Below are 23,143 nucleotides of genomic sequence, written 5' to 3'. Positions count from 1 at the left end.
GTTGTGACAGCAAATCCCATTTAAGGCGTCCTGTTGGACGCCTTTTCTTTGTCCGGGATTCTCGCCCGGAAATCGCCGGCCTATTCGGCCAGCACCCGCGTCGACGGGAAGGCGACCTCGACCAGCGTCCCTTCGCCCGGCGTCGAGGTGATGGTGAAGCGGGCGCGGTTGGCTTCCACCATCGCCTTGGTCAGCGGCAGGCCGAGACCGGTGCCGTCGCCACGCCCGCGCTTCAGCGCATTGATCTGCTTGAACGGCTTCAGCGCCTGCTCGATCTCGGCATGGCTCATGCCAATGCCGGTATCGCGCACCCGCATGACAACGTCGCCGGAGGTTTCATAGGCGGTCGACACGATCACCTGTCCGCCGGCTTGCGTATAGCGAATGGCATTGGACAGGATGTTGAGCGCGATCTGGCGCACGCTTCTGAGGTCGGCGACGACTTCCGGCAGTCGCGAGGCGAAGCTGGAGCGGATGATGACACGCTCGCGGTTGGCCTGCGGCTGCATCATCGCCACCGTCTCGGCCAGCGTATCGTTGAGCGACACCGCCTCGTAGTCCATTTCCTGCTGGCCGGCCTCGATCTTCGAAATGTCGAGGAGGTCATTGACGAGATCGAGCACATGGTTGCCCGAGCGGTTGATGTCTCTGAGATAGTCGCGGTAGCGGTCATTGGCTACCGGGCCGAACTTCTCGTCCACCATCAGCTCGGAAAAGCCGATAATGGCGTTGAGCGGCGTGCGGATCTCGTGGCTGATGCGGGCGAGGAAATCGGTCTTCTGCGAGGAGGCGCGCTCGGCCACCGCGCGCGCCTGGGTCAGATCCTCTTCGGCCCGCTTCCACTGCGTGATGTCGCGCACCACGGCGCAGAAGCCGCTGTCATTGGGCAGCCTGCCGATGGTCATGAACAGCGGGATGAAGCGCCCTTGCGCCTCGCGCCCGATCACCTCGCGGCCATCGTTCATCACACTCGCCACGCCGGGCTCGGACAGGCCGTTCAGATAGTCGCGCGCCGCGCGCTGGCTTTCGATGGCAAACAGCGAGGCGAACGGTTTACCGGTGACGTCGTCGCTGTCGAAGCCGAACAGCGCCTCGGCCGGCCGGCTGATCGAGCGGATGTCGCCGTCGCGGCCGATCAACACCACACCATCGGTCGCGGTGTCGATGATGGTGCGCATCTCGGCAATGCGCGCTTTGAGTTCGGAGACATCGGGCTGCGTCTGCTCCTCGGCTGCGAGATGCGCAACCATCGGCGGCTCGTTATCGCCGGTACGTCGCACCACCAGCATCAGCGCCTTGCCGGCGCGCCACGGCACCGAACGCAAAATGGCTTCGATCGGAAATTCCTGGCCCTCGCGCGTCTTCAGTTTGAGTGTGTGGTCGCTTTCGCCGGCCATTTCTGAATAGGGATCGGCAAACAGCGCGTCGAGCCCGCCGGCGTCGCTCAGGTCCTCAAGCGTGTCATAGCCGGTCAGGCCGAGGAATTCCTCATTGGCGTAATGAAGCTCGTCGCCCGAATGGATGAGCAGCGGCACCGGCAGCTTGCCGAGGATCGACGTGTCAGGGGCCTTGTGTTCATCTCCGGCCGAGAATGCCGAAGGCATGAACCCCTCAAGCTTGAGCGGCGGCACTTTCAGGCGCTGTGGTTCTGCCGGCACTGTGTCCGCATCGCCGGCCTTGTCCCCGTCTTCCACGGCGGAATCGGTCGCCTCGTCGGACGGCGCCCAATCCTCATTGTCCTCGGCATCGCGGAAGTCGGCCGACGTCATGCTGTCGTCTTCACCGGCATTGGCCGGCGTCTCGGCAACAACCGGCTGTGGCTCTGCGGCCTCGACGATCTCTTGGGCTTGCGTATCATCCGGTTCGGAAGCCGGCGCCGGTTCGTCGTTGGACGACGTTGCTTCCGTACTGTCTTCGGTGACGGAGCCTGGTTCGGGATCGGCATAGTCGAGCAGGGAGCGCGACACTGTCGGCGCCTTCGCCTCGCCTGCTTCGCTGTCCGCAAGGCCGTCGTCCGGCTGCTCGCCGTCAAGCCGCGTCAGGTCCTTTTCGTCCTCGGCATCGCTTTCCGGCGGTTCGGCCTCAGCCGTTTCGCTTTCGGGTGCGGCTGCCGATGGTTCAGCCACGGCAGCCGGGCCGGCTTCGTCCGGACTCGAGACCTCGGCGGGTTGTCGGGCTGGCGCGGCTGTTTCAGGCTGGTCCGCCTCGACATGATCCGGCTTGGGCTCATCTGCCTTGGCCTGGTCTGGCATTACCTGATCCGGATTGGCCGGTTCGGCCTGCTTGGCAGTCTCCGGCTGCTCCGGCGGGGGATTGTCCTTCTTCAGCCGCTCGCCGATTTCGCGGAAAGCGCTGCGCTCCAGCGTCGACAGGCCCCTCTCGCTTGTCGGCTGCTTGTCGTTGGCGGGCTGCCGATGCTCGGCCAGCCGGATGACCTTGTCGGCAAAACGACGTTCCTGCTTCGGCACGATGGTCAGTGCCGGCACTTCGCCCTCGAACGGATCGGCCGCCTTGGGAGCTTCCGCCACGGGCTGTTCCGCCACGGGCTGTTCCGGGGCCGGCTCGGCTGCTGCCGGTGGCGCGCCATTGGGGACCAGCGCCATGCCGATTGCTTCCGGATCGACCACCGCATCGCCGGCGCGGGCGACGCCGAAACCACGAAAACCTTCGAAGGCGCGGCTGCGGCCATAGACAGGCAGTGCTGCCAGATCGACCGGTATCTTCAGGTCGGAGCCGGCAACCGGCCACAGTACCGAGCGACCCGACCAGGTGTCGCGCCGTTCAAGCAGGCCCGCGATCTCGCCCGAGGCGTCGAGGCCGAAAATTGTCGCGACGTCCTTGAAGCGGCGGCCGATCACGTCGGCGGCGGCTTTGCCGACAATGTCGCCGAATTCCGGCGACAGCGCGCTGAACTTGCCCTCGGCGTCGGTGCGCCAGACGAAGCGCAGCGGCGGCGCCGAGCGGTCGATCTCACGTTTGGCGGGAGGCGCAGTCGGTGGGGCTGCGTCAGGCGGCAGGGCGGGCGCAGCGGCACTGCTGTCCAACTGCGCACTCTCGGCCGGGGAAACAGAGTCCGGCTCGGCCTGCGCCGGACTGTCCGGCTCGCCCGCCTGCGGCTCTTCGCCGGCATGGAAGTACCAATGATCATGTTGCGCCGGCGCGCTGTCATTCGCCGCCTGCTCGCGGCCGGTCGTCTGCTCGCGATGGTCCGCCTTTGTATCGGTTGACGCCGAAGCATCATGCTCGGTGGCAGCCGGACCTGTCTCCCCGACATCAGGCGCGGCCGCGAGTGGGGCGCCCTGATTCCCGCTTGCGGTGGGGTGGTCAGCCACCGCATCCACCGTTACCGCGTTCTCCGCGGCGGCTTGCGCCGGGCCATCGTCGACCTGCGCTGCAGCAGGTTCGGCATCCAGCTCGCCGACAGGATTTTCCTCACCGAGCTGATCCTCGTCGATGACCACCAGCAGATGCCTGGACTCGGTCAGGCGCGCGAAGCCGGCCGGATAGGACGTGGCGCCGCCGGGGACCAGCCGCTTGACGATGCGGTCGTCCTGGCTCGCCACGTCGGCGACAAGCGCGGCCAGCGTCTCAGGCCGGATGGCGAGCGCGCCAAAGCCATCCGAAGCCGCCTCGACAGTGCCGGCGGCGTCGACAAAGGCGATGAAATGGCCGTCTTCGGTAAAGCCGCTGATGGCGCGGGTCCCAATGTCGGCAGCACTGCGCGAGCCGGCCTGCGCTGCCGGCACCACCAGCATGATGGCGCTTTCGCCGTCCGGCATAGTCACCGCACTGGCCAGGAAGCCGACGGCGCGGCTGGTGATGCCGGTCGCCAGCCGTACCGTAATGGCGCGGTCGCTGCCGATCTGCGGGAAGCCCGCGGTCGCCATGATCTGGCGCCTGGCGATCAGCGGCAGCTGAGCCGAGGCGCCGATGATGGCCTCGATATCGGGATAGCCGAACACCGCAGCGCCCGGGCCGTTGGCCCAGATCACCTGTTCGAGGTCGGCCGACAGAATCGCGATCGCGTCGCCGGCGGCGAAGCGCTGGCGAACCGCATCAAGCACGGCGACATCGAGGAAAGAGTAGTTCTCGGAAGGCATGCGCTTGGCGGACCCTTTCGGTGAAACCTCTTGGCGAACCCCTCTTGGCGAACCTACAAGGCGGGCAATTTGCAGTTAACGCTTTGTTAATAAAAGCCCGCGCGGCGAAGGTCCACAAGCCATGGCGGGAAGCAGGTGGAATCTCTGGCCACTTGGTTAACAGCTCTCGGAATGTCCCTGGATAACCTCTTGGGTGACGCATGGGAAGAAATTTATGGTGCACTGCAACAAAGATATTGCATCGCACAAAAAAACCGCTATATTGCCATCATACATGAACGAGACGGCTTTTTGTCAAAGCCGCTACCCCGAAAGGATGGAAAATGACCAAGGCCAAGACCGCTGAGACCATCGAAAACGTCGAATTCCCGAGCTTCGACGCTTCCAAGGCAACCGACCAGATCCGCGCTTTCGCCGAAAAGGGGGTCGAGCAGTCGAAGGAAGCCTACTCCAAGCTGAAGACCGGCGCCGAAGAGACCCAGAAAGTCCTGGAATCGACCTTCGAGACTGCCAAGACCGTTTCCAGCGACCTGTCGCTCAAGACCATCGCCGCTCTGCGCGCCAATGCCGAAGCCGGCTTCTCGCATCTCGAGGCCCTCATCGGCGCCAAGTCGCTGTCGGAAGTGGTCGAACTGCAGACCGCCTTCCTGCGCAAGCGCGTCGAGACCACCGTCGAGCAGGCCAAGGACTTCCAGGCTGTTGCTTCGAAGGCTGCCGAAGACGTCTCCAAGCCGGTCAAGACCGCTTTCGAGAAGGCCCTGAAGGACATCAAGGCCGCCTAATAATTGCGCACAACTCTGCGATGCATCAAAACGTCGCATTTCGTCAGACAAATAGGTGTGCGATAGAGTTGTCCAAATGAATACCCGGCGAGTGGAACCTCCTCCCTCTGCTCTCCGGGGTGACCAGCCAGCACCTCCTCCCGCTGGCTCGTAACAGGAAAAGGCCGGCACCTCCTCCCGCCGGCCTTTTTCTTTTGCCGAAGAAAACCGGCGCCTGTTGGCAGAACCGGCTTTGCCTTATCAAAGGCCTTGAATTAGTCTCTGATAGACCGTATTGGACGCATCGCCGAACGACAGAGCGGATCTCGGAGAATGAATTTTCACCACGATCTGGCTCAGGCGAACGTGCCGTTGTAGCTCAGATGGTTAGAGCGCCGGATTGTGGATCCGGAGGTCGCTGGTTCGATCCCAGCCAACGGTACCATCGAATTTCCGAATAAGTGTTTGAATTCATTGGCAAATTTCGGCGAAAGGTTGGGTAGTGTCTCAGTTTGAAATTTCGGCCGCGCTTGTCGCGGTCCGGGCCGAACTCCTATATGCTTAGCGGAAAGCATGGGAGGTTTCATGTCGTATACCGTCGAGACATGCCCGGACGACATTGAGCGGCTGAAGACCCTTCTCCATAGCCTAGGCGAAGAGGGCAGCCGGGTCATCAATGTGATTTGGCAGCCGAAGCGCGAAATCGCCACAGAGATTGGCCCCTACGATCTACCATCCGGCTATGTCGTTATCGTGGAGTACCCCAGCTAAATGCCCACCGGACCTAAAGGCCAGAAGCGCCCCGCCGACGTGATCGGCAATGCCGTGCGCGTCATGCGAATTGCCACCGGCGATGAAGCCGACGACGTGATTGACGACGGTAAGAACGCCGCCGCCAAAGAGCTTGGTTCGAAGGGTGGCAAGAAGCGCGCCGCCAACATGACGCCAGAGCGGCGCGCCGAGATTGCTAAGAAGGCGGCTTCGAAGCGGTGGGAGGGGCGGCATAAATAATTTCCCCTTGGAGAACCTTCTTGCTTATAGCTATGGTATTTTTGTGATCGGCGGAAGAAAGCACCAATTCCATAACAGAATTGGGTTCTTTCACTTTGACCTTGAAGGACGCTATTGCGAGCGGCCCTGTACCACGAAAGGGTCCGTCTGCTTCCCCAACAAACACACTCTCGCCGTTTACCAGCAATTCTAGCTTGAGCAGTCTGATATTTACTTCATCGAGAATAAGAAAAATGCCAAACGGTATTTCAACCGGGAACTCCCTTGCCACAACATCGCCGGAAAAGACATTGACCAGCGTATGCTTGTTGAAGCTTCCCTGCGCTACATACTCACACAGGATCGCGTTCGTAACGTTTATCGGTTTCTTTGCCATTTAGGCCGGCTCGAATTTAATTTCGACCGCCTTCGCATTTGACGCTGTAGCGGAAGGCGCCTGCGGAAGCCGCAGCTTGGACGGTTGCTCGGAAGGCGGTTCAAGCAAGGCCTCCACCGTCATATTTTGCGGCTTCCTTCCGGCCAATTTCTTCGAAGTTAGAATCGGCTCCTCGCCAGCGATCCCAACCAATAGGCGAGCGAGGGTGCCAATCGTCCAGTTGCCGGGCGAAGCCAGCATGCGGTTGACTTGGTCAGGCCCGCGCCCGATGCGTTTAGCCAGAGTTGCCTTAGTCAGCTTGGAATTCTTTTGCTCTTCCGCAAACCGGCGCATGACATAGTCGTAGAACCCGTTCAGGGCCCTCTGCTCAAAATAGGCCATCTTGGCCTCTGGGATTTTGATGCCCTCAGATATCTCCGAGAGAAAATCCGGTTTCGGTGACATAGTCATCAGCGTCTTCTCCATGCATAGGTTTGTGTCTAGGGAACAGAGCGTTCCATTGCGACAGGCATTCGGCCTTCATTTTCTCCCACTCCTGATCGTAGCGGTCACCCATAGGCTGGCGACCATTCCACGGCTTTGAGCGCGGTCGCCACGTAAAGGCCACGAACTGGTTAGGAGCGGCAAAGCTGCCAAATAAGCGCAGGCCAGGCTTCGGGCTGCGGCTGCGAATATCCCAAACCTCGTCTGAGACATCTGACAGCCTCCCGAAGAAGGCTTTGCCAGCCGAATACGGCTCAAGGCAAAGGGAAACTGTCTCACCCTTTACAAACGCTTCTAGATCAGCCTGAAGCCTCATGACACGCGGATGGCAATTTTCAGATGCCCATGGTCCATAGATCAGCCCCCGCATGTCTTCCGACAGGTAAATGCCTCGAACAACCGGGTCGCTTGCCAACTCCATTTCTAGAGGGAACAAGCGTCCAGCCCTAACGTGCCGCTTGATAGCAGCAAGGATTGACATATAAGTCAATAGTCCGCCCCGCCAAGGGTTGCGACAATTTGACTCGATACCCTAACAGGAGGCTAAAGCCAAATCGATATTTGTCCTTGACGCTAAGCATAAAAGTTCACATCTTAGGCGAATGAACAAGCTGCCTCTCAAAACCCGTGTCCAAATCCTCACCGTGCTTTGCGAGGGTTCTTCGATGCGCTCAATCTCCCGCGTTGCCGATGTGTCGATCAACACCGTGTCCAAGCTGCTGGTCGATGCTGGCAAGTTCTGTGCCGAACTGCACGACAGCGAAGTGCGCAACGTCGCTTCCAAGCGCGTCCAGTGCGATGAAATCTGGTCGTTTGTCGGCGCGAAGGCAAAGAACGTTTCGGCCATGAAGCAGTCGGTTGACGGCGCTGGCGACGTGTGGACTTGGACCGCCCTGGACAGCGACAGCAAGCTTATCATTTCCTGGCTGGTCGGCGGTCGCGACGGCGAATATGCGATGGCCTTCATGGACGACGTGAAGGACCGTCTTGCCAACCGCGTCCAGCTTACGACGGACGGCCACCGCGCCTATCTCAATGCGGTCGAGGAAGCCTTTGGAGCGGATATAGATTACGCCATGCTCATCAAGCAATACGGTGAGCCGGAAGGCAAGAAGACCTCGCCAGAGCGCCGCTATAGCCCGGCTGTCTGCACTGGCGCGACCAAGACGCGGATTGAAGGCAATCCCGATCCGGTGCACGTCAGCACGTCGCATATCGAACGCGCCAATCTCACTATGCGCATGGCAAATCGCCGCTTCACGCGCCTTACCAATGCGTTCTCAAAGAAGTTCGAAAACCATGTCCACATGGTCGCCATTTACACCGTCTGGTACAACTTCATCAAAATGCACAAGACGCTGAAAATGACGCCGGCAATGGCCGCTGGCGTTTCCAGGACGCTCTGGTCGATGGACGATCTCTGCGAGAAGATGGACGCCGTTGCGCCGAAGCCCGGAAAGCGTGGCCCTTACAAAAAGTCAGCGGCCGAAATTTCAAACTGAGACACTACCGTACTTTGTATTGCGAAAGTTTACATTGTAGCGCGGTTGGCGTCGGCGCCACCATTGGCCGGTAATTGCACGCTACGCTACGATGACCGCTGAAACCCGTTGAATCGGACCGCTTCAGGCTCTTTTGATCGTCCCCGACCGGGCGTTGTTGACACGTTCCCGGCCCGAACGGGGACAGGATGGCTATATCGCACAACGATACCGAGGGACGCGCGCGCAGCTCGCGTATGCTGCGCACCGCGCTCGGACCCGCCATCGCCCGGTTTAAAAGGCCGTTCGCGACCATGCCTCGGGGTTTAGCTTCTCGGGTCCGAGCCTAAGCAGCGGCAGGAGAATCTCGGACAGCTCTTCGGCGAGCAAGTCCTGGATCGCGATCGAGCCCACGTTTCGCGCGACGCTTCGAAGAGGGACAAATCACGCAGTGTGGCACGCTCTAACAGCGCGGGAATCCCAAACAGGCCTCTTTAGTCCCGACTATTCCACTCTCATGTTTGCGGCTTCAAGGAGTAATCGCGATCCTGCCGATTCCGTCAGAAATCATTCGATCGAGCGTGTAGTTGGACAATGTAGGAGGCACGGTCTCGAAACGACGGTCCGGGTTGGTTACCGCCGGACCTGATGCGTCGCGGAGCTTCCTCTGTCAGGGAACTAGCGTCGGATCGAATCTGGCTGTTAGTGGTAACGAGGATTCTCTACCGTGGTCGTGCCCCCAACTTTGTCCAAATGCAGATAAGGGATAAGTGAACTTGATCTCCTTTTAGCTGCTGGCGAGATCGGTCGACAGCGTTTCGACCGCGGCGTGTTGCACAAGGTTTCCAGCTTGCCGGGGTCGCGCCCCACGATCAGCCATCCGCGCCTTCGCAGGCGAAAGCTTCCGACAAATTGCCAGGCCGATGCCGTCCGACCCACGGTGACCAGCGCCCGCTTACCTTGGAGTCGCATCGCCAAGCTCCCGCAATTGGGCGGTCAAGGGTACGACCCCGCCGGCTATGAACTTTATCCGACCGAGGCAAGGCCGACGGGCCTAGATGTCTAGGCTGGCGCGGGGCAAAGCCGCCCCGCGACGAAATCCTTGACCTGGCGCACAGCCTGCTCGCGCGTGACGCTGCCCGGCTGCAGACCGAGCCTGAGCCATAGCCCGTCGATCAAAGCGGTGATGCCGACAACGATTTCGTCGGCCAGTTCCGGCGAAGCGAGGCCGCGCAGGCCGGACAAGAGGTTCGAGCGCATGCGCGCATGGATGACCTTCTGGATGCGCGCCAGCTGCTCGTCGCGGGGCACTTCGGCGCAGAGCGACAGCCAGGCATGGCAGAGCGGCGGCAGGAACAGATGCTCCTCGAAATTGCCCTCGATCACCGCGTCCAGCCGTTCCATCGGCGTGCGCGCCCGCTGCAGCCGGGCGACCACGGCGTGGCAGAGCACGGCGTTCGCCTCGCGCATGGCGTGCTCGAACAACTCCTGCTTGTTGCGGAAATAATGCAGCACGATGCCCTTGGAGGCGCCGGCCTGGGCCGCGACCTTTTCCAGCGTCGCACCGGCGATGCCTTCGCGCTCCAGAACGGCGAACGCCGCCTGGCGCAATTCCTTGCGGCGTATGTCGCTGAGACGTGTGAGCTTCACTGGGTCGACCCATCCATTGCGAATCCATGTTGACATCTTCGTCCGTTCAGATCAACAATTGACCAAGAGGACAATAAAGTGACCAATAGGTCAAAGTCGGAAAGAGGAGAACCGGAATGTTGCGCATGCTTGCGAATGGCGTCTGTGTCGCGGCCCTGACGCTGGCTTCCCAGGCGGCCCGGGCCGCCGAGGTCGAAAGCTGCAAAACGGTCCGCATGGCCGAGCCCGGCTGGAACGATCTCGCCTTCACCACCGGCGTGGCCAAGGTATTGCTTCAGGCGCTCGGCTACGAGCCGCAGAGCGAGGTGCTCGGCATCAACGTCATCTACGAGGGGATGAAGAACAAAGACCTCGACCTGTTCCTCGGCTACTGGGATCCGGCCATGCTCACCTATTACGAGCCCTACAAGAAGGACGGCTCCATCGAGAATGTGCGCGTCAATCTGGTCGGCGCCAAATACACCTTTGCCGTGCCGACCTATGTCTGGGACGCCGGCGTCAAGGACCTGTCGGACCTGCACAAATTCGCCGACAAGTTCGGCAAGAAGATGTACGGGATCGAGCCCGGATCCAATCAGCTGATGATGGACGCCATTGCCGATCCCAATTTCGGCCTCGACGGCTGGCAGGTGGTCGAATCGAGCGAGGCCGGCATGCTCTCGGAGGTCGGCTACGAGATCAAGGAGAAGCAGTTCATCGTCTTCCAGGGCTGGGCGCCGCACCCGATGAACACGATGTACGACTTCAAGTACCTGACTGGCGGTGACGAGTTCTTCGGTCCGAATTTCGGCGCCGCCACCGTGACCACGCAGGTTCGCAAGGGTTTTCTGCAGGAATGCCCGAATGTGGCGCAGTTCCTGAAAAACCTCGCCTTCGACATCGACATGGAAAATGTCGGCATGGGCTACCTCATTAACGACGGCATGAAGCCGGAGGACGGGGCTCTGAAGTCGATCGCCCTGCACAAGGATCGGCTCGATGCCTGGCTTGCCGGCGTCGCCACCTTCGATGGCAAACCCGGCCTTGCCGCGGTCAAGGAAAAGCTCGGACTGTGAGGCCGGCTTTGGAGCTGACGGATCAGGAAGCCGAACAGGCGTCTTGGGCCGGACGTAAGCGCATCGTCGATGTCGGCAGTCTCGAGCTTACCTATGTCGAGATCGCCGGTTCGGAGCCGCCGTTGCTCTTGGTTCATGGCTTCACCGATACCAGCCGCAGTTTTTTGCTGCTGGCGCCGCATCTTACCGGGCGCCGGCTTATCATGCCGGACCTGCGTGGCCACGGCGGTTCGCAGGCGGGCGAGGGTTATCGCGCCGCCGATTTTGCCGAGGATATGGCCGGGCTGATCCAACGCCTGCGGCTCGGCCGGCCGATCGTTGTCGGCCATTCGCTGGGCGGCATGGTGTCGATCATGCTGGCCGCGCGTCGTCCGGAGCTGATCGGTGGGCTGGTGATCCTGGCCAGCACGCTGAAGCCCGATTTCGGATCGGATCATCAGCTGATCGACGGCGTCGCAGCCTTGCGCGACCCGATCTCGCCGTCCGATCCGTTCTACGACTGGTGGCATGCCTGTCGACCGGGCGTGCCGCGGGCTTTTCTCGCCGGCCTCGCGAAGGACGCGTCCGCGATCCCGGCTGCGCGCTGGCGCGCCATTCTCGAAGAAGTCCGCCGCACCGATCTGACCGCCGCGGCGCGGGCGGTGGAGGCCCCGACGCTGATCATCGCCGGCGGGCGCGATCCGCTTTTCGGCGCGGCGCACCAGCGCACGCTGACCGATGCACTCGTCGGATCGCGTCTGGTGTGGGCGCAGGATTGCGGCCACAACCCGCATTGGGAAGATCCAGCCTTTGTCGCCGACGCGATAACAGGCATGTTGCCGGCGCGATGATTATCTCAAGAGCGACCGCGCCCTAGGTGCCAGCTTTTTGGGACTGACAATCATGGTCGCGGGCAACCGCCATGCCGGCGAAGCGGCGGGGCGCGGCTTGATGACCGACATGGGCATCGTTCGCGCCACCCGGCACAAACGCCGGCTTGCCGGCCGCGCGCTTGCCCGCCCTGCTCTTCGCGGCATCCGGTTCCTGCACTGAAAAATCCGGGGCGGAATCGAGGGAGGGAGCGCGACGAGGCGCAGGCGAAGATGAAAAAGGCAGAGCTGGAAGAGCTGAAGGACAAGGTGCACTGCGCCGCGGTGCTCGAGCGCGCCGGATTCGCGCTCGACGTCAAGGAGAGCACGCGCGAGCGATGAAACTTCGGCGCGATGCGTTGGTTCGATCCGCTGTCGGACGGGAAGGGGGACGTCTTCCGCCTCATCGAACACCTCGAGGGGTGCATTTCGTACAGGCCATGAAAGACGTCGCCGAGCTCGCCGGATTCGTGTCCACCACGCGTGTGTGGGACCGACAATCTTCCGGCGAGCGAGAGCCTGATCTGTCGATTCCAGAACGCTGGCTGGGAGCGGACATGGTGGATGCAGCTCGCCGAAGGTCCAACGATATATCGTAGCCGGCAAAATTGGCGACGAAGACCGCCTCGGCCCCTGCCGCCTCCTTGTGCGCGCCGCTGTTGGCCATCGGCTGACCGCAGCAGGTCTGCTCTTCAGATAGTCCACGTCGAGACTCAGGCGCTCCAGCAATTCGAGCGTCGCAATGCCGTCCTGGATAAAACGCATCGATAAAGCACGGGACAAAGACAGCGCCTTTCATGGCAGCGCTGGGACCGAGGCAAAGAGCTTGCCGAGCACCAGCGATTGACACTGGCCACGGACGTCGAGGTCTACTTCTGCGATCCTCGATCACCCTGGCAGCGCGGCTCGAATGAAAACACCAACCAACTGCTGCGCCAATATCCGCCACGTGGCACCGACCTGTCCCTGCACAGCCAGGCAAAGCTCAGCGCCATCGCGCGGCAACTCAACGAACGCCCCAGCAAGACCTTGCTCTATCAGACCCTAGCGGAGCGATCGGTTGAACCCGCCGCCAAAAGCGGTCATTGATGTTGGGCGGACGAGCTCGTACCGATTGAAGCGACCGGCGTCAGTTATTTGCACAAGTAGCGCAGTGACTTCAGAGGGCTTGGGCGCCCGCCACGGAGCGCCGTAATCATCGAACGGGCTACCGCGGTAGCTTTCCCTGCCGAGCGACAACTGACGTTCGGCGTCATCAGAAAAAGGCGGACTCTGGAACGGTTCTGGTCTATGCCGACGCTCGTTGCCGGTCCGCCGGCCTTTTGCAACTGGTCCATGAATGAAGCGCCAGCCCACGACGTCGAGCCTGTTACGCCGACTCAATCGTTCGGCCGTGGTGGATTTGATCCGCACCCAAGGAGTGATTTCGCCATCGAGCCTCGCCGAGCGGCTGAACATCAGCCTGCCGACGGTGATGCGGGTGATCGAGGATCTGATTGCCGAGGATTTGGTTGCGTATGACGGGTTTGACGAGGCCAATGTCCGGGGCCGGCCGCGGGCGCGCATCAAGTTCCGCGGTGCGGCGCATGCGATCATTGGCATCGAGGCCGGCAAGGGCGAGTTCTACGGCGCCGTGGCCAATCTCGAAGGCGTCGTGCAGACAGAAATGCACCAGACCGCCGACGATGATGGCGAGCGCAATTTCGAAAAGCTGGTCGGCCTGATCCGCCGGCTTATGGCGGCCCCCCGCCCGCGCGGCCAGACTATTCGCGGCATCGGCATTGGCGTGCCCTCGATCGTCAGGCAGCCGGAGGGCGAAGTGGTGCTGACGCTCGGGCTCGGCTGGCGCGACATGCCGTTGCGGGCGCGGCTCAGCGAGCATATTCAGATACCTATCGTCGTCGAAAACGGGCGCAACCTCGCCGCCGTGGGCGAATGGGGATTCGGGGCCGGGCGCGGCGCCGACAGCGTCGTGAGCCTTTCGATCGGGCCCGGCGCGGGCGCGGGCGTCGTGATCGACGGCAAGCTCTATGGCGGGCATTCGCATGCGGCGGGCGAGCTCGGCTGGTATCTCGACGACCCCCTCCTTACCGGGCGGCCGTTCGAATATCTGGGCGACAAGCAATCGCTGCGCTTTTTCGGCATCCCCGAACAGGCGACCAAGATGCTCGAAGAGGCCAACACCCAGTATGCGGCGGGAAAGCTCATCCTGGCCGCTGTCACCGACCGGCAGGCGGACAAAATCGCGCCGGTTGTCACCGAGTTGCTGGACTATGCGACGATGGCGGTGGGCAGTGTTGCTGCCTTCATGAACCCCGAAATCATCGTACTGGCGGGCCGGGTCGTCGGCGGCGGTGATCTGGTGCTGGATGTGCTGCGGCATCGCCTCAAGGGCAATGTGTACGACCCGCCGCGCCTCGTGATAGGTGCGCTGGGGCACCGCGATATCGTCCTGGGCGCGGTGCGTCTGGTGCTTGATGCGACGACTCTCAACCCTGCCGACAGCCTCGTGATGGCCGACTGAAGATCAATCGATCGCGATTGACAGCGACTGTATGTCGGCATTAAGTTTCTGACTGAAAGAAAAACCGCGTCCTGCGTCGTGTGGGAGCGTATCTTTCGTGGGAGGACTTCAATGACGAAGATTTTCAATCCGCTTGGGCGGATGATGCAGCGTCGTGACTTCTTGAAAGTTGCAGGTGCGAGCGTTGCGGTAGCGGGTCTGCCTGCGACAGTTCGCGGTGCCGAGCCCGTCAAGGTGCTTGTGTGGTCGTGGGTGCCAAATCTCCAGCTTGAGGTAGACATGTTCAACACCGCTCATCCGGGCATCCGGATCGAACTCGTGAATCCCGGCCAGGGGGACCCGTTGTATAACGCGCTCCGCGCGGGCCTGCAGGCGGGCAGCGGCCTGCCGGACGTCGCCCAGATCGAATACCAGCACCTCGAGAGCTTCCGCCAGGTCGACGCCCTCGCAGACATCGGCCAGTACGCCAATGCCCTTCAGGGCGAGTTCCCCGAAGGCCTATGGGCGCAGGTCGCCAGGGGCGATGTGGTCAACGCCACGCCGCAGGATTACGGTCCGATGGCGATGCTCTATCGCAAGGACATCTTCGACAAGCATGGGATCACGCCGCCCACCACCTGGGCCGGGTTTGCCGATGCGGGCAAGAAGATCCATGCGGCCGATCCGAATGTGTTCATGACCGACGCGCCGTTCGGAGCCAACGCCGACTGGGTCTTGGGTCTGTTGTGGCCGATGGGCTGGAAGCCGGTCAGCCGCGATGGCGACAAGCTCGTGATCAGGATCAACGACAAGATTGCTAAGGACTTCGCCGCCTATTGGCAGGACCTTATCACCGCGGGTGTTATCGAGACCAAGCCGGGCTTCAACAATGAGTGGTACACCGGCCTCGACTCGGGTCGCTATGCCACCTGGCTCGCTGCGGGCTGGGGTCCGCTGTTCCTGACCTCGGTCGCCAAGACCAGCGTGGGCAAGTGGCGTGCCGCCGATCTGCCGCAGTGGGACGCGAGCAAGTTCGTGACTGGCGCTTGGGGTGGCTCAGCGCTGGCCGTGATGAAAGCGACCCAGCATCTGCCCGAGGCCGCCGAAGTCGCGATCTGGCTGAATACGAATCCCGAAGCCACAAAGCTCTACACCACCAAGCAAAACTTCTTCCCCTGCACCAACGCGCTGCTGTCGAGCCCGGAATGGGCGAGCGCCAAGCCGGAATTCTTTGGCGGCCAGGAGGTGAACAAAGTGTTTGCCAAATCAGCGAGTGCCGTGGCGCCGTTTGAGTGGAGCCCGTTCCAGGGCTTCCTCTACCAGTCGATGTCCGATGAATTCGGCGCTTCGATCAGCGGCAACGGCACGCTGTCGGATGCGTTCGACCGTGTCCAGGATGCCGTGGTCACCTACGCGAAGGACCAAGGCTTCACCGTGGCCTAACTCCTCCCGGGCACCGGCCGGGCGCGCCTTGATGGCGCGCCCGATCTCTTTATCTTGCAGGATGGGGACCAGGGCATTGTCGAACTCGCCAGCCGCAGCGACGCGCCCAGCGCGATCGGGCGGTTTTACGTCACGAAAGCTGGCGCCCTATCTGTTCCTGGCGCCCTTCATGCTGCTGTTTATCGCCTTCATCGTCGCGCCGCTGGTCTATGCGTTCTACATGAGCCTCTACCGCGACACGCTGGTGGGCGGACGGCAGTTCGCGGGTGCAGCCAGCTACATCAAGGTCGCGGACGACGCCAAATTCTGGGGCGGCGTGTGGAACCTCGTTTTGTTCGGCATCGTGCAGGTGCCGATCATGCTGGCCCTGGCGTTGTTGTTCGCCATCGTGCTCGATCGTGGCCAGGTCTATGCCAAGGGCGTCTTCCGGCTCGGCTTCTTCCTCCCCTACGCTGTGCCGAGCGTGATCGCGACGATCATCTGGGGTTATCTCTACGGCCCCACCTTCGGCCCGTTCACGCAGATTGCCAAGGCGTTCAACCTGCCGCCGCCGGACTTCCTATCGCCGGGCGCGATGATCTTCTCATTGGCCAATATCGTGACGTGGGAATATGTCGGCTACAATATGGTGATCTACTACGCCGCGCTGAAGGCGATCCCGTCGGACCTCGCCGATGCCGCGCGGATGGACGGCGCCTCGCCCTGGCAATTTGCCCGGCTGATCCAGCTGCCGCTGCTGTGGCCGGCGATCCTGCTCACCATCATCTTTTCGATCAACGGCACACTGCAGCTGTTCAATGAGCCGTATTTGATGCGCGCGCTCGCCAGTAACACCATCAATTCGAGCTACACGCCGAACCTCTATGCCTATTCTCTGGCGACTAAGAACCAGCAGTATGGCTATGCGGCCGCCGTTTCGTTCGTGCTTGGCATCGTGATCGCCGGTGCCTCCTACATCTTCACCCTGATCGCCAACCGCCGTCGGTCGGAGCAATGATGACTGCGACCACCGACATCGCCACTTTCGAGGCTGCCAAGCGCCGGCCCGGCGAAAGGCGGCGCTCGCGGATCATGCTCACGCTGCTGCTGTCACTGTTCCTCCTCTACAGCTTCATGCCGCTGGCCTATCTGGTCCTGTCGGCAACGAAGACGAATGGCGACCTGTTCACCACGTTCGGCTTCGGCTTCGGCACGGAGTTCAACCTCTGGCGGAATCTGAGCGATCTTCTGGCGCGCGACAACGGCGTCTTCATGCGCTGGATGTTCAACAGCGTGCTCTATTCGAGCGTCGCCGGGCTCGGTGCCGCGATCTTGGCTACCGCGGCAGGCTATGCGTTAGCCAAATTCAAATTCGTCGGCCGCAATCTGCTGTTTGCGCTGGTCTTGGGCGCTGTGATGATCCCGCAGACGGCCCTCGTCGTGCCGACCTTCCTGCTGCTGGCGCTTTCGGGACTCAGCGACAATCCGCTGGGCGTGATCCTGCCCTCGATGATCTCGCCGATCGGCGTCTATCTGATGCGCGTCTATATCGAGCAGGGCGTCGACGACGAACTGCTCGACGCAGCGCGTCTCGATGGCGCCGGCGAGTTCGTGATCTTCCGCGCCATCGTGCTGCGGCTGGTGGCGCCGGGCATGGTGACTGTGGCGCTGCTCTCATTCGTCGGGACCTGGAACAATTACTTCCTGCCGCTCATCGTGCTGCGCACGCCGGAATATCAGCCGATCACGGTGGGCCTTGCGACCTGGTATCAGCTCGCGCAGCAGGGCGGTGGCGGAGGACAGGTGCTGTTCTCGATCATCATAACCGGCGCTCTGGTCAGCATCATCCCGGTCATCGTGGTATTCCTGCTACTGCAGCGGTTCTGGCAGGGCGGCCTCACCGCCGGCGCCATCAAGTAGACTATCGCCTGGAGTTTTCCGACTATGACGACTGCCTCGAAATCCGCGCCGCTCTCTGTCTGGCGGCCGATCGCGACCGACACTTTCCTCGTCGGTACCCCGCATTACCCGGAGCATGTCGATGAGAGCTATTGGCAGCGCGACGCCGACCGCATGGCAGCCGCGGGCTTCAACGCGGTGCGACTTGCGGAATTCGCCTGGCATATTATCGAGCCGCGTGAGGGGACGTTCGACTTCGTTTTGTTCGACCGCGCCATAGATGTGCTGGGCAAGGCTGGCATCAAGACCATCATGTGCACGCCGACGGCGACGCCGCCGCGCTGGCTGACGGCGCGTTATCCCGAAGTGTTGCGCGTCGATGCCAATGGCCGCGCCATGAGCCATGGCTCGCGCCAGCACAGCAATCTTGCGAGCGGAGTGTTCCGCGAGCATTCGAAGCGCATCACCAAAGCGATGGCCCAGCATTATCGCGACAATTCGCACATCATCGGCTGGCAGACGGACAATGAGCTCAATACCTCTGGATCGCTGTCCTACGGTCAGGTGACGCTGGCCGAGTTCCAGGCCTTCCTCAAGGACAAGTACGAGACCATCGCCGCGCTCAACGATGCGTGGGGCGGGCATTTCTGGGCCACCGCCTACGACGATTTCGATCAAGTGGTGCTGCCCCTCGACTACGCGCCTGCCCCGGTCGGGCCGACCCATGTGGTCGACTATCACCGCTTCCTCGCCTTCGTCACGGCGCGGTTCCAGCACGATCAGGTGCTGATCCTGCGCGAGACCAATCCAGACTGGTTCGTCTTCCACAATCTGGGGCGGATCGACGACATCGACTTCCGCGGCGAGTTCTCGACCGATCTCGATTTTCTCGGCTTCGACATCTACCCGCATCTCGATGACGAGATGCAGCGGGTCGGCAGCGTCGGCGAGGTACAGGCGCTGCGTCTCGACATCTGCCGCGGCTTCACCGGCAACTTCATCGTGCCTGAGCAGCAATCGGGTTTCGGTGCGCAGCCGAACTTCTCGACGCTGACGCCCGAACCCGGCGAGATGCGCCGCATGGCCTATACGTCAGTAGCGCGCGGCGCCGATGGCGTGATGTTCTTCCGCTGGCGGCCGGCGCATTTCGGCGCCGAGATCTATTGGATGGGCATCATCGATCACGACGACATCCCGCGGCGGCGCTATGACGAGGCCAAGCAGTTTGCGGGCGAGGTCACGGCGCTCAAGGACAAGATCCTCGGCACGCATGTGCGCATGGATTTGGCATCGCCGGATCAGATTTCGACAATCAAGAGATGCACCGCTCCTGCCCCATCGGCATGCCGAGCCCGCAGGACGATGCGACGCTGCTGCACCGCTATTGCTACCGCCACAACATCGCCTGCGGCTTCAACCATCCCGAGGATGATCTCAGCAAGCTCAAGGCGCTCTACGTGCCGCATTGGCTGAAATGGACCGATGCGTGGACGGCGCGGATCGAGGCCTTCGCCAAGGCGGGTGGAACGGTAATCCTGGGCGGCCGCACCGGTTCACGCGACGTTAACAACCACGTCATCCGCGACACCTCGCCGGGCAAGACGCTCTCGGCGCTGGCCGGGATCACGGTCGAGGAGTTCGGGTTGCTGACGCCGATCGGCGGCGAGGGCCTGTTCGAGCATGGCGGCCGCTTCGGCGCCAATACGGTGCGCAAGAAGCTGCCAGCGACGTCGGCGAGCCGCCAATACGAGCTCAAGATCGGGAATGCGCAGGTGACGGCGGCGCATCTTTATGAGCTGCTTAACGTCGCGCCCGGCACGGAGGTTATCGGCAGCTGGGCCAGCCGCTTCGCCGAGGGCCAAGCCGCGATAACTTCGCGCAAAGTCGGCAAGGGCAAGGTGATCTACCTCGGCACGTACCTCAGCGACGCTCTGGTCGAGGTGCTGGCCGATCAAGTGCTGGCGCCCGCCGGTATCGTGCCGCTCATCGCAGACATGTCGGCCGGCGTCGAAGCGACCATCCGCGAGAGCAAGGACCGCCGCCTGCTGTTCATCCTCAACACGCTGGGCGAGCCGGCAAGCATCGGCAATGTCCCCGCGGGCAAGGATTTGCTCGGCGATGGCAAAGTACGCGGCGGTAGGCTGTCGCTCCCGGCCTATGGCTGCAGCATCATCGAACTCGACTAGGGATATTGGCGCGAGGCCTTGGGAAACGCTCCAGGCATCTTTGTGTTGCCACGTGCCACGACTTTCAGCGCGACCGTCACGAACACGCTTTTCGTACGTCCCTTGATCCTTTCGATGAGAAGCCGTGCCGCGTTTGCGCCAAGTTCGGGCGCGCGATACGAGGCGGTATCAGGGGACCGCGCCGGCCTCTAAGGGCTCTTGACGATTTGCCTTGACTGCGCGACAGAACTCTATTGTATTTGTGGATACAAAAATCCAAACGCGTTGATCCCGAGATGAGCCATTCGGCAGTTCCCTACGCCCAGACGCCGGCCACTGCGGAGCAGGAAGCTTTTCTACATCTGCAATCTGCAATACGTCTCGGGCGTTACCGAGCAGGCGACAGGCTCATCCCGGAAGAGATCGCGGCCGAGATCGGTATGAGCCGGATGCCCGTGCGGGAGGCCTTCCAGCGGCTGGCACTCGAAGGGCTGGTTGTGATCCGCCCCAATCGTGGCTGTATCGTCGCTGGTCTGACGCTGGACGAGATCTACGAGACATTCGAGATTCGCTCGGTACTGGAAGGGCTTGCCGTTCGCCTGGCAATGCCTCGGATGAACACCGAAACCATTGCCGAACTTGAGCGCTTGTTGGCCCGGATGGAGCGCAGTGGCGCTGCCGGCGGCGCTGATTGGGTGACACGGCACCAGGAATTTCACGGCTACATTTGCAATCTAAGCGGCCGCCCGAAGCTTATTCGGCAAATCGCATCCCTGCATGTGACCATCGAGCCCTATCTGCGCATCTGGTTCGACTATGTCGAAAAACCGCTCAGCGCCGCGGAGGAGCATTTGGCCGTGATCGATTCGCTACGCGGCGGCGATGCCGGAGCCGCTGAAGCGGTCATGCGCAGCCACATTCTCGACACGGCGCCGCTGCTGGCAGAGTTCGCGAGCCCGAGCCGACGTTGAGGTAGTCGGCTAAGGGATATTCGAGTTCTACAAAGTGCCCTCGCAGGGCCGAAAAAAAGGGGAACAGAACCATGAAACTATTACCCATTGCATGTCTTGCGGCCGGATTGAGCTTAGCTGCCGCTCTGTCGGCTTCAGCCGAGGATACGCCAAAGAAGATCACGATAGCGACGGAGGGCGCCTATGCGCCCTGGAACTTTACCACCGCTGATGGAAAGCCCGATGGCATGGAGGTCGAGCTCGCGCGCAATCTCTGTGAGCGTATGAAAATTGACTGCACCATCATTACGCAGGACTGGGATGGGCTCATCCCGGCGCTGACAGTTGGCAAGTTCGACGTCATCATGGCGAGCATGTTTATCACCGACAAACGACTTGAAGTCATAGACTTCACTCAACCCTACGCCATCGATCCTTCCGGGTTCGCCGTGGCGAAGGACAGTCCGCTCGCTGCGTTGGCCGGTTCGACCGAGAAGATAAAACTGGAAGACAAGGCCCCTGCCAAGGCGGCGATCGACAAGATCAAGCCGCTGATCGCCGGCAAGATCGTCGGCGTCCAGGCTGCGACGGCGAACTTGGAGTTCCTGAAAAAGTATTTCGACGGCGCCGTCGAAATCCGCGAGTACAAAACCACGGAACAGCACGACCTCGATCTCGCGGCCGGCCGTGTGGATGCCCTGTTTGCACAGCAGACCGCTTTGGCGGCAACCTTGGCCAAGCCGGAATTCTCAGGCTACACGGTCGCTGGTCCCGGCTTTCTCGGCGGGGTTTTCGGACGGGGCACTGGGGCAGGGCTGCGCAAGCAGGATACCGTGCTCAAGGCGATGTTCAACAAGGCGATCGATGAAGCCATTGCCGACGGCACTATCAAAAAGCTTTCGCTGAAATGGCTGAAGGCCGACGTCACGCCGCCCAAGTGAGAAGCCCTTCCCGGAGCGCGAACTAGCCGATGCTGGATAGCGTTCGTCTGCTAGGGTTTGGCGACGGCGGCTGGGCGGTGGCGCTGCTCAGCGCTGCGTTCGTAACGCTTCTGCTTTCGGTCGCCGGATTTATGGTCGGCTCGGTGATCGGCGCCTTGGCAGCTGCGGCCCGGGTCAGCGGGTCGCGCTCCCTCCGCCTGCTCGCCGATGCCTATTCCACGGTATTCAGGGGCGTTCCCGACCTCTTGACCATCTATCTCCTGTATTTCGGCGGTAGCATGGCGCTGACTGCGGTCGGCCATTGGTTTGGCGCCCAAGGATTCCTTGGATTGCCGGCTTTCGCCACAGGCACCACGGCAATCGGCATAATTTCGGGTGCCTATCAGGCGGAGGTGTTTCGCGGTGCCTACATCGCCATCGACCGCGGCCAGATCGAAGCAGCGCGCGCCTATGGCATGCCGCCTGCGCTCATGTTGCGCCGGGTGATCGCACCCCAGCTTATGCGCTACGCCATCCCGGGCCTAGGGAATGTGTGGCAACTGGTGCTCAAGGATTCAGCGCTGATTTCGGTAATCGGGCTTGTCGAACTGATGCGTCAGGCACAGATCGGGGCCGGATCGACTCGCGAGCCGTTTCTCTTCTACACAGCTGCCGCCGCGCTTTACCTGGCCATCGCCTCAGCGACAGGGTTGCTGTTCAAGCGCGCTGAACGCCGCGCGCTTCGGGGCATTCGGAGAGTGTGATGGATTTCGCCTTTTTCGCCGAAATACTACCGAAGCTGCTTGCCGGCCTGCCGCTGACGCTTGAGCTGGCCGGCACGTCCATCCTGCTCGGCGCCATCCTCGCCTTGGCTTTGGCGCTCGCCCAGCGCCTCCGCCAGCCCTTGATTGACGGGCCAATCAAGGGTTTCGTCGCGGTGTTTCGCGGCACGCCCCTGTTGGTCCAGATATTCCTGATTTACTACGGCCTTGGCCAGTTTCGGCCGACATTGCAGGAACTTGGTTTGTGGGGCCTTTTCCGCGAACCTTATTGGTGTGCCATCCTCGCGCTAACCCTCAACACCGCAGCCTATGGCAGTGAAATCCTCCGCGGCGCCATGCAGTCGGTCCCGTCCGGCCAGATTGAGGCGGCGCAGGCCTTTGGCATGACGCGACTGATGACCTTGCGCCGCATCGTCCTGCCGATCGCACTGCGCCAGGCTTTGCCAAGCTATGGCAACGAAATCATTTTGATGGTCAAGGGAACCTCACTTGCATCCATCGTTACGCTGATGGAAATCACCGGCATCGCCCAGGGCATCATTTCGCAAACCTACCGGGCCATGGAAGTTTTCGTCTGCGCCGGCGCTATCTACCTGATCCTCAATTTCATCATCACCCGGACACTGGGCCGGCTCGAATACAATCTGTCACGGCATCTGCGCCCGGCATCGGGCCTTGCGACCAGTCCTGCGTGATCGGCTGGCGCTCACTGCAATCGTTCTAGGGAGTTTTTCGCG

The 23,143-nt window shown here is 61.7% G+C and carries 20 protein-coding genes, 1 tRNA gene and 2 pseudogenes; 18 read left to right on the top strand and 5 right to left on the bottom strand.

Going from position 1 to position 23,143, the window contains the following annotated elements:
* Positions 1-80 precede the first annotated feature (80 nt).
* Positions 81-4,100 (bottom strand): PAS domain S-box protein, encoded by a 4,020-nt coding sequence (locus ACYG9R_RS06295; protein WP_023823664.1) that lies wholly within the window; start codon positions 4,098-4,100, stop codon positions 81-83.
* A 323-nt stretch (positions 4,101-4,423) separates the two neighbouring features.
* Here ACYG9R_RS06295 and ACYG9R_RS06290 point away from each other — a divergent pair, with 323 nt between their 5' ends.
* From ACYG9R_RS06290 to ACYG9R_RS06275, 4 genes are all read left to right on the top strand, one after another.
* A complete protein-coding gene (locus ACYG9R_RS06290) occupies positions 4,424-4,882 on the top strand; it encodes a phasin (RefSeq protein ID WP_023669330.1) in 459 nt (152 codons plus the stop codon).
* Positions 4,883-5,229: 347 nt separating this feature from the next.
* Positions 5,230-5,306 (top strand) — tRNA-His (locus tag ACYG9R_RS06285).
* Between the two features lie 140 nt (positions 5,307-5,446).
* Positions 5,447-5,632 (top strand): hypothetical protein, encoded by a 186-nt coding sequence (locus tag ACYG9R_RS06280; RefSeq protein ID WP_023689604.1) that lies wholly within the window; start codon positions 5,447-5,449, stop codon positions 5,630-5,632.
* On the top strand, positions 5,633-5,872 hold the full coding sequence (locus tag ACYG9R_RS06275) for an RNA-binding protein (RefSeq protein WP_023689605.1): 240 nt from the start codon (positions 5,633-5,635) through the stop codon (positions 5,870-5,872).
* On the opposite strand, the gene ACYG9R_RS06270 is transcribed toward ACYG9R_RS06275, so the two are convergent.
* The 3 genes from ACYG9R_RS06270 to ACYG9R_RS06260 are packed head-to-tail and all read right to left on the bottom strand — an operon-like array spanning position 5,829 to position 7,146.
* A complete protein-coding gene (locus tag ACYG9R_RS06270; protein WP_023823663.1) occupies positions 5,829-6,248 on the bottom strand; it encodes a hypothetical protein in 420 nt (139 codons plus the stop codon). The genes ACYG9R_RS06275 and ACYG9R_RS06270 overlap by 44 nt on opposite strands.
* Positions 6,249-6,629 (bottom strand): hypothetical protein, encoded by a 381-nt coding sequence (locus tag ACYG9R_RS06265; RefSeq protein WP_155923244.1) that lies wholly within the window; start codon positions 6,627-6,629, stop codon positions 6,249-6,251. It abuts the gene before it with no gap.
* Between the two features lie 25 nt (positions 6,630-6,654).
* On the bottom strand, positions 6,655-7,146 hold the full coding sequence (locus ACYG9R_RS06260; protein WP_155923242.1) for a hypothetical protein: 492 nt from the start codon (positions 7,144-7,146) through the stop codon (positions 6,655-6,657).
* A gap of 187 nt (positions 7,147-7,333) precedes the next feature.
* Between ACYG9R_RS06260 and ACYG9R_RS06255 the strand changes: the two genes are divergently transcribed.
* The gene (locus ACYG9R_RS06255) at positions 7,334-8,233 is read left to right on the top strand and encodes a DDE-type integrase/transposase/recombinase (protein ID WP_023823662.1); all 900 of its coding nucleotides are present in this window, start codon (positions 7,334-7,336) and stop codon (positions 8,231-8,233) included.
* 1,041 nt (positions 8,234-9,274) lie between these two features.
* On the opposite strand, the gene betI is transcribed toward ACYG9R_RS06255, so the two are convergent.
* Entirely contained in the window at positions 9,275-9,898 is a 624-nt protein-coding gene (betI, locus tag ACYG9R_RS06250) for a choline-binding transcriptional repressor BetI (RefSeq protein WP_081726832.1), read from the bottom strand.
* Between the two features lie 80 nt (positions 9,899-9,978).
* Between betI and choX the strand changes: the two genes are divergently transcribed.
* The 13 genes and pseudogenes from choX (at position 9,979) to ACYG9R_RS06185 (ending at position 23,101) form a co-directional block, all read left to right on the top strand.
* Entirely contained in the window at positions 9,979-10,917 is a 939-nt protein-coding gene (gene choX, locus ACYG9R_RS06245) for a choline ABC transporter substrate-binding protein (RefSeq protein WP_023823659.1), read from the top strand.
* The gene (locus tag ACYG9R_RS06240) at positions 10,914-11,747 is read left to right on the top strand and encodes an alpha/beta fold hydrolase (protein WP_245260042.1); all 834 of its coding nucleotides are present in this window, start codon (positions 10,914-10,916) and stop codon (positions 11,745-11,747) included. The genes choX and ACYG9R_RS06240 overlap by 4 nt, the downstream gene beginning before the upstream one ends.
* Before the next feature lie 52 nt (positions 11,748-11,799).
* Positions 11,800-11,949 (top strand): hypothetical protein, encoded by a 150-nt coding sequence (locus tag ACYG9R_RS06235; RefSeq protein WP_023669333.1) that lies wholly within the window; start codon positions 11,800-11,802, stop codon positions 11,947-11,949.
* Positions 11,950-12,572: 623 nt separating this feature from the next.
* Positions 12,573-12,854: pseudogene (locus ACYG9R_RS06230) on the top strand (IS30 family transposase); the annotation flags it as partial.
* A gap of 250 nt (positions 12,855-13,104) precedes the next feature.
* A complete protein-coding gene (locus ACYG9R_RS06225; RefSeq protein WP_031199279.1) occupies positions 13,105-14,289 on the top strand; it encodes an ROK family transcriptional regulator in 1,185 nt (394 codons plus the stop codon).
* Between the two features lie 111 nt (positions 14,290-14,400).
* On the top strand, positions 14,401-15,711 hold the full coding sequence (locus tag ACYG9R_RS06220) for an ABC transporter substrate-binding protein (protein ID WP_023823655.1): 1,311 nt from the start codon (positions 14,401-14,403) through the stop codon (positions 15,709-15,711).
* Between the two features lie 76 nt (positions 15,712-15,787).
* A complete protein-coding gene (locus ACYG9R_RS06215) occupies positions 15,788-16,708 on the top strand; it encodes a carbohydrate ABC transporter permease (protein WP_023823654.1) in 921 nt (306 codons plus the stop codon).
* Positions 16,708-17,610, top strand: coding sequence for a carbohydrate ABC transporter permease (locus ACYG9R_RS06210; protein ID WP_023735739.1), 903 nt, complete (start codon positions 16,708-16,710; stop codon positions 17,608-17,610). The genes ACYG9R_RS06215 and ACYG9R_RS06210 overlap by 1 nt, the downstream gene beginning before the upstream one ends.
* A gap of 24 nt (positions 17,611-17,634) precedes the next feature.
* Positions 17,635-19,775, top strand: a pseudogene (locus ACYG9R_RS06205) (beta-galactosidase).
* Positions 19,776-20,050: 275 nt separating this feature from the next.
* Positions 20,051-20,725, top strand: coding sequence for a GntR family transcriptional regulator (locus ACYG9R_RS06200; RefSeq protein WP_023823653.1), 675 nt, complete (start codon positions 20,051-20,053; stop codon positions 20,723-20,725).
* A gap of 71 nt (positions 20,726-20,796) precedes the next feature.
* Entirely contained in the window at positions 20,797-21,645 is an 849-nt protein-coding gene (locus ACYG9R_RS06195; protein WP_023823652.1) for a transporter substrate-binding domain-containing protein, read from the top strand.
* 29 nt (positions 21,646-21,674) lie between these two features.
* Positions 21,675-22,388, top strand: coding sequence for an ABC transporter permease (locus ACYG9R_RS06190; RefSeq protein WP_023689287.1), 714 nt, complete (start codon positions 21,675-21,677; stop codon positions 22,386-22,388).
* On the top strand, positions 22,388-23,101 hold the full coding sequence (locus tag ACYG9R_RS06185) for an ABC transporter permease (protein WP_023712992.1): 714 nt from the start codon (positions 22,388-22,390) through the stop codon (positions 23,099-23,101). The genes ACYG9R_RS06190 and ACYG9R_RS06185 overlap by 1 nt, the downstream gene beginning before the upstream one ends.
* Positions 23,102-23,143: the final 42 nt, after the last annotated feature.

Source organism: Mesorhizobium sp. RSR565B (genome assembly GCF_054719465.1).
The sequence above is the reverse complement of the archived record's forward strand: the minus strand, read 5'-3'. Positions and strand labels throughout refer to the sequence as shown.

Bases quoted from the DNA above. Each gene is read 5' to 3' on its own strand.
- ACYG9R_RS06295 (WP_023823664.1), bottom strand. From the start codon at position 4,100: ATGCCTTCCGAGAACTACTCTTTCCTCGATGTCGCCGTGCTTGATGCG.
- ACYG9R_RS06290 (WP_023669330.1), top strand. From the start codon at position 4,424: ATGACCAAGGCCAAGACCGCTGAGACCATCGAAAACGTCGAATTCCCG.
- ACYG9R_RS06280 (WP_023689604.1), top strand. From the start codon at position 5,447: ATGTCGTATACCGTCGAGACATGCCCGGACGACATTGAGCGGCTGAAG.
- ACYG9R_RS06275 (WP_023689605.1), top strand. From the start codon at position 5,633: ATGCCCACCGGACCTAAAGGCCAGAAGCGCCCCGCCGACGTGATCGGC.
- ACYG9R_RS06270 (WP_023823663.1), bottom strand. From the start codon at position 6,248: ATGGCAAAGAAACCGATAAACGTTACGAACGCGATCCTGTGTGAGTAT.
- ACYG9R_RS06265 (WP_155923244.1), bottom strand. From the start codon at position 6,629: ATGGCCTATTTTGAGCAGAGGGCCCTGAACGGGTTCTACGACTATGTC.
- ACYG9R_RS06255 (WP_023823662.1), top strand. From the start codon at position 7,334: ATGAACAAGCTGCCTCTCAAAACCCGTGTCCAAATCCTCACCGTGCTT.
- betI (WP_081726832.1), bottom strand. From the start codon at position 9,898: ATGTCAACATGGATTCGCAATGGATGGGTCGACCCAGTGAAGCTCACA.
- choX (WP_023823659.1), top strand. From the start codon at position 9,979: ATGTTGCGCATGCTTGCGAATGGCGTCTGTGTCGCGGCCCTGACGCTG.
- ACYG9R_RS06235 (WP_023669333.1), top strand. From the start codon at position 11,800: ATGGTCGCGGGCAACCGCCATGCCGGCGAAGCGGCGGGGCGCGGCTTG.
- ACYG9R_RS06225 (WP_031199279.1), top strand. From the start codon at position 13,105: ATGAAGCGCCAGCCCACGACGTCGAGCCTGTTACGCCGACTCAATCGT.
- ACYG9R_RS06220 (WP_023823655.1), top strand. From the start codon at position 14,401: ATGACGAAGATTTTCAATCCGCTTGGGCGGATGATGCAGCGTCGTGAC.
- ACYG9R_RS06210 (WP_023735739.1), top strand. From the start codon at position 16,708: ATGACTGCGACCACCGACATCGCCACTTTCGAGGCTGCCAAGCGCCGG.
- ACYG9R_RS06200 (WP_023823653.1), top strand. From the start codon at position 20,051: ATGAGCCATTCGGCAGTTCCCTACGCCCAGACGCCGGCCACTGCGGAG.
- ACYG9R_RS06195 (WP_023823652.1), top strand. From the start codon at position 20,797: ATGAAACTATTACCCATTGCATGTCTTGCGGCCGGATTGAGCTTAGCT.
- ACYG9R_RS06190 (WP_023689287.1), top strand. From the start codon at position 21,675: ATGCTGGATAGCGTTCGTCTGCTAGGGTTTGGCGACGGCGGCTGGGCG.
- ACYG9R_RS06185 (WP_023712992.1), top strand. From the start codon at position 22,388: ATGGATTTCGCCTTTTTCGCCGAAATACTACCGAAGCTGCTTGCCGGC.